General features: G+C 66.7%; 5 protein-coding genes. 1 reads left to right on the forward strand and 4 read right to left on the reverse strand.

Annotated elements, in window-relative coordinates:
* The coding region (locus AC3AYF_RS18570; protein ID WP_295037309.1) for an acetyl-CoA C-acyltransferase at positions 1 to 719 on the forward strand (719 nt) is incomplete at its 5' end.
* Between the two features lie 61 nt (positions 720 to 780).
* Here AC3AYF_RS18570 and AC3AYF_RS18575 read toward each other — a convergent pair.
* From AC3AYF_RS18575 to zwf, 4 genes are all read right to left on the reverse strand, one after another.
* The gene (locus tag AC3AYF_RS18575) at positions 781 to 1542 is read right to left on the reverse strand and encodes a 3-hydroxybutyrate dehydrogenase (protein WP_295037311.1); all 762 of its coding nucleotides are present in this window, start codon (positions 1540 to 1542) and stop codon (positions 781 to 783) included.
* A 185-nt stretch (positions 1543 to 1727) separates the two neighbouring features.
* The gene (locus AC3AYF_RS18580) at positions 1728 to 2390 is read right to left on the reverse strand and encodes a bifunctional 4-hydroxy-2-oxoglutarate aldolase/2-dehydro-3-deoxy-phosphogluconate aldolase (protein ID WP_149436605.1); all 663 of its coding nucleotides are present in this window, start codon (positions 2388 to 2390) and stop codon (positions 1728 to 1730) included.
* Positions 2391 to 2437: 47 nt separating this feature from the next.
* Positions 2438 to 3112 (reverse strand): 6-phosphogluconolactonase, encoded by a 675-nt coding sequence (pgl, locus tag AC3AYF_RS18585; protein ID WP_149436604.1) that lies wholly within the window; start codon positions 3110 to 3112, stop codon positions 2438 to 2440.
* Positions 3099 to 4355, reverse strand: a 1257-nt coding sequence (gene zwf, locus AC3AYF_RS18590; protein WP_487780163.1) for a glucose-6-phosphate dehydrogenase, incomplete at its 5' end; no start/stop codon positions are given. The genes pgl and zwf, both read right to left, overlap by 14 nt.

Consider the following 4355-nt stretch of genomic DNA (forward strand, 5'->3'; position numbering starts at 1 on the left):
ACCATATGGCCATCACGGCGGAGATCGGGGCCGAGCGATGGAACATCTCCCGTCAGGATCAGGACGCCTACGCCGCGGAGTCCCAGCGACGTGCCTCGGCAGCGCGGGAAGCCGGTCGTTTCGATGCCGAGATCACCCCGGTGAGCGTGCCGCAGCGACGCGGCGATCCCGTCGTCATCGAACGAGACGAACAGCCGCGCGATGGCGTCACCGCCGAGTCGTTGGGCAAGCTCAAGCCGGCCTTCTCCAAGACCGGCAGCGTCACCGCCGGCAACGCGTCGTCGCTCAACGATGGCGCCGCCGCCCTGCTGATCATGAGTGCCGAACGGGCCGCGAAGCTCGGACTCCCGGTCCTCGCCACCATCCGCGCCTACGCCAACGCCGCCGTCGACCCGGCGACCATGGGTATCGGCCCGGTGCCCGCCACCCGGCGCTGCCTGCGTCGAGCCGGCTGGACGATCGACGATCTGGATCTGATCGAGGCCAACGAGGCCTTCGCCGCCCAGACGCTGGCCGTGGCCAGGGATCTGGGGTGGAGCAAGGACAAGGTCAACGTCAATGGCGGCGCCATCGCGCTGGGCCACCCCATCGGCGCTTCCGGCGCCCGCATTCTGGTGACGCTACTGCACGAGATGCAGCGCCGCGATGCCAAACGCGGCCTGGCCACGCTCTGCATCGGCGGCGGCCAGGGCGTGGCGACGGCCATCGAACGAAGTTGAGTGCCCATTCGACGAGCGGCAGGATACTCATGGGGCGCCTTGCCGCTCGCGACGACCTCTCTCAGCGCGCCGTCCACCCCAGGTCGATGGCCCAGTCCGCACCGGTGACGGCGGAGGCCTGATCGGAGGCGAGGTAGGCCACGACGCTGGCGACTTCCCCCGGCTCGATGAGGCGTTTGATGGCGGCCCCACTCAGCATGATCTTCTCGATGACTTCCGATTCATCCATCCGATTGAGCGTCGCCTGGTCTGCGATCTGGCGCTCCACCAGCGGCGTGCGCACGTAGGCCGGGCAGATCGCATTGGCGGTTATGCCATGCTCGCCGCCTTCCAGCGCGGCAGTTCGTGTCAGACCGATGAGCCCATGCTTGGCGCTGACGTAGGCCGATTTCCCCGGCGACGCCACGTTGGCATGAATGGAGGCGATATTGATGATCCGACCCCACCCCTTCTCGCGCATATGCGGCCAGCAGGCCTGGGTCAGCAGGAACGGCGCGGTCAACATCAGGTCGATGATCTTGCGCCACTTATCCGGCGGGAACTGCTCGATATCGGCGACATGCTGAATCCCGGCGTTGTTGACCAGGATATCGACGCTGCCGAGGCGTTCCACCGCCGCCCCGATCACCCGGGCGCACTGCTCACCATCGGTGAGATCCGCCTCGAGGAAGGTGGCACCCACGGCCTCCGCCACGGCCTCGCCTGCCGGGTTGGCGTCGACTGCCATCACGCGGATGCCCTGACCCGCGAGATTCTCCACTACCGCACGGCCGATACCGCTGGTCGTGCCGGTGACTACCGCCACTCGAGGACGTTCACTCATGCCATCGCTCCTGTCTTGGACGAGGGATTCCCTGATGCCACAGTGTGGAGCAGCCTGGGGACAAGGGGTATCCCTCGAAAGCAGTGAGCCATTCGAGCGCGTGGGGTCGCCTGGCTGTCGAGGTGCTCCCGGACCGACGACAGTCGCCCCAGGTGCTGGCCATCAGCGCCGACCCGCCCCGTGCCTCAGCGCGGATAGCGCTGCGTCGCCTCCTGGGTCAGGCGGGTGATGCCGGCCCAGTCCTCCTGGTCGATGAGCGATTTCGGCGCCATCCAGGAGCCGCCGATGCACATCACGTTGGGCAGCGCGAGGTAGTCGGCGGCATTGTCCACCGTCACCCCGCCGGTGGGACAGAACAGCGCCTCGGGCAACGGACCGCCAAAGGATTTGAGCGCCTTGGCACCACCGTTGGCTTCCGCCGGGAAGAACTTGAAGCGGCGATAGCCGTACTCCCAGCCGGTGACGACCTCGGAAACCGTGGCCACACCGGGCAACAGCGGCACGCTGCTGGCAGTGCCGTGCTCGAACAGCGCCGGCGTCGTGCCGGGCGTGACGACGAAATCGACACCGAGCTCCTCGCAGATTCGATATTGATCGACGCTCAGCACCGTGCCGGCACCCACCGTCACGTCGGGAAGCTGCTCCCGAATGCGCTTGATGGCATCGACCGCGCAGTCGGTGCGCAAGGTGATCTCGAGCACGTCGAGCCCACCGTCGACCAGCGCCTTGGCCAGCGGCACGGCATGCTCGAGACGTTCGATGACCAGCACCGGAATGATCGCCGTGGAGCGGCAGATTGCGTCGAGTCGGTCGGTCTGGGAAATCGGCAGTCGTGATTCGGATGGCATATCGGAATGGCTCCTTTGATGGGTACCCGGCCGTCGGGGCAGGCGCGTCAGGGCGCCCAGTAGAGGGTAAGCGGACAGGTCAGGAAGGCACGGATCGGCAGTTCGCGGACGTCATCCCCGCTGAGCGCCTGGGCCAGCACCGCTTTCTTGGCGTCGCCGACCAGATGCAGCGCGTGACGGCGGGCATCGTGAAGCCGGGCCGCGCTCAGGGTGATGCGAGGCTGGGGGACGCTGGGCGCCCGCACGGCCACGACGCTGTCGTCCGTGCTCAACGCCAGCGAGAGCTCGCCGCTGTCGGGGAATAGTGATGCCGTATGCCCATCGTTGCCCATGCCGAGCACGACCAGACTGGCCGGCCACGGCAGCGTCGCCAGACGGGCGGCGACCGTGGCCGCGCCCTGCTCAGGCGTGGGGTCGGAGGTGGTCAGCGAGTGAAAGGTCGCCGCGGCGGCCGGCCCTGTCAAAAGCGTTTCCCGGACCAGGCGCGCATTGCTGTCGGCGTGCTCCTCGGGCACCCAGCGCTCGTCGGCGAGGGTGACATCGACCCGCGACCACGCCACCGGCTGCTCGGCCAGCCGCCGGAAGAACGGCAGCGGGGTCGAACCGCCGGAGACGACCAGCAGCGCGCGTGGCTGGCTGGCCAGGTCCTCGTTCAAGGCATGGGCGGCGGCGACGGCCAACTGCGCGCCGATCTGCTCGCGGGCGTTCTCAGTAGTCTTCATACCAGGAGCGACCATCCTGCGTGATCATCGCGATGGAGGCCACGGGCCCCCAGGAGCCGGCCGGATAGCGACGCGGCGGAATATCCCGCTTCTCCCAGCCGGCGATCAGCTGATCGACCCACTTCCAGGCGTACTCCACCTCGTCGCGACGGACGAACAGGTACTGTTGCCCCTTCATCACCTCGAGCAGCAGACGCTCGTAGGCATCCGGAATCCGCTCCTTGGGAAAGGCGTGGTTGAAGTCCAGGTGCAGCGGACCGGGACGCAGCCGCATGCCCTTGTCGAGACCGCCGTCCTTGGTCAACACCTGCAGCGCGATGCCCTCCTCCGGCTGGAGACGGATCACCAGCTTGTTGGCGGCGAGGTTGCGCTGGTCCGGATCGAAGATGTAGTGCGGCTGCTGACGGAAATGGATCACGATCTGCGACAGTTTCTCCGGCATGCGCTTGCCGGTACGCAGGTAGAACGGCACGCCGGCCCAGCGCCAGTTGGCGACTTCGAGCCGCATGGCGACGAAGGTTTCGGTGGTGCTGGAGGTATTGGCGTCCTCCTCCTCGAGATACCCCGGGACGCTCTCGCCTTCCATGGTGCCGGCGACATACTGCCCGCGGACCACGTGCCGGTTGAGATCCTCGCCCTCCAGCGGCTTGAGCGCCTTGAGCACCTTGACCTTCTCGTCGCGAATGGCATCCGCATCGAGATTGGCCGGCGGATCCATGGCCAGCATGGTCAATAGTTGCAGGAGATGGTTCTGAACCATGTCGCGCAGCTGGCCGGCCTTGTCGAAATAGCCCCAGCGCCCCTCGATCCCCACCTGCTCGGCCACGGTGATCTCGACGTGGGAGATCTGGCTCTGGTTCCACTGGTTGCCGAACATCGGGTTGGCGAAACGCAGCGCGATCAGGTTCTGGACCGTCTCCTTGCCCAGGTAGTGATCCATGCGGTAGATACGCGATTCAGGGAAGACCGCACCGATGGCGTCGTTGATCTCGTGGGAGGAGTCGAGGTCGTAGCCGATCGGCTTTTCGACCACGACCCGGGAGTCGCCGTCCAGGCTGCCGCTCTCCTGGAGATTGGCGCAGATCGCCCCGTAGATGCTGGCGGGCACCGCCAGATAGATGGTGAGCGGGCACTGGGAGGCCGGGCTCTGGGCGTGCCAGTCCCGAATCTTCTCGTAACCGTCGACGGTGTCGAAATCGAGCTGGGTGTAATCGAGCCGCGCCAGGAACCGGTCCAGGCAGGT

The sequence above is a fragment of the Salinicola sp. genome (genome assembly GCF_982684285.1).